The 1,109-nt window shown below is 67.9% G+C and carries 2 protein-coding genes; both read left to right on the plus strand.

What is annotated here, in order from left to right; genetic code table 11:
• A partial coding sequence (locus EN994_RS32560) for an SAM-dependent methyltransferase (RefSeq protein ID WP_127308207.1) occupies positions 1 to 642 on the plus strand: 642 nt, incomplete at its 5' end.
• Positions 639 to 1,109, plus strand: a 471-nt coding sequence (locus EN994_RS32565; protein ID WP_245466159.1) for a uroporphyrinogen-III C-methyltransferase, incomplete at its 3' end; no start/stop codon positions are given. The genes EN994_RS32560 and EN994_RS32565, both read left to right, overlap by 4 nt.

Raw genomic sequence — 1,109 nt, forward strand, 5'->3', positions numbered from 1 at the left:
CTGCAGCACTGCGCGCCGGGGACAAAGCTGGTCGACACCGCGCCGATGTCGCTCGACGAGATCGAGGCCGCCTATCTCGAGGCGCACAAATCAGGCCAGGATGTCGCCCGCCTGCATTCCGGCGACCTGTCGGTATGGAGCGCGGTCGCCGAACAGATCCGCCGGCTGGAAAAGCACGGCATCCCTTATACGCTGACGCCGGGCGTCCCCTCCTTCGCCGCCGCCGCCGCCGCACTTCGCCGCGAGCTGACCATTCCCGAAGTGGCGCAAAGCCTGGTGCTGACCCGCATTTCCGGGCGCGCCTCAAAAATGCCGCCCGGCGAGACGCTGGCCGGCTTCGGCCGCACCGGCGCCACGCTCGCTATTCATCTGGCCATCCACGCCATCGATCGCGTCGTCGCCGAACTGACGCCGCACTATGGCGGCGATTGCCCGGTGGCGGTCGTCTTCCGCGCTTCCTGGCCGGACGAGCGCGTGCTGACCGGCACGCTGGCGACCATCGAGGCACAGCTCGCCGCCGATCCGATGGAGCGCACGGCGATCATCTTCGTCGGCCGCTCGCTGGCGGCGCGAGGTTTTGGCGAGAGTTCATTATACGACGCCCATTATCAGCGGCGTTTTCGCGGACGGGACGGATTGTGAGCGGCAGCACCAAAAACACCGGCGAAAACGCCACGCTCGAAAAAGCCTTGTCCCGGCTGAACTTCAAGCCGCGCCAACTGGAGCCGGGCCATGTCTGGCTGGCCGGCGCCGGCCCCGGCGACCCCGGCTGCCTGACCCTGGAAGTGCTGGCGGCGCTGGCCGAGGCGGATGCGCTGGTCTACGACGCACTGGTGTCCCCTGACATTGTCGCAGTTGCGGAGAATGCCGAGCTTTTCTTTGCCGGCAAGCGCGGCGGCAAACCGTCGATGAAACAGGACGACATCACCGCCCTGCTGGTCCGGCTCGCACGCGAAGGCCGCCGCGTCGTCAGGCTGAAGGGCGGCGATCCCTATATTTTCGGCCGTGGCGGCGAAGAAGCTCTGGCGCTGGCGCGGGAAAGTATCCCGTTCCGCGTCCTGCCCGGCCTGACCTCGGGCCTCAGTGCGCTGGCCGCGACCGGCATCCCC

Origin of the sequence: Mesorhizobium sp. M7A.F.Ca.CA.002.09.1.1 (assembly GCF_003998555.1) — a bacterium.
Taxonomy (GTDB): domain Bacteria; phylum Pseudomonadota; class Alphaproteobacteria; order Rhizobiales; family Rhizobiaceae; genus Mesorhizobium; species Mesorhizobium ciceri.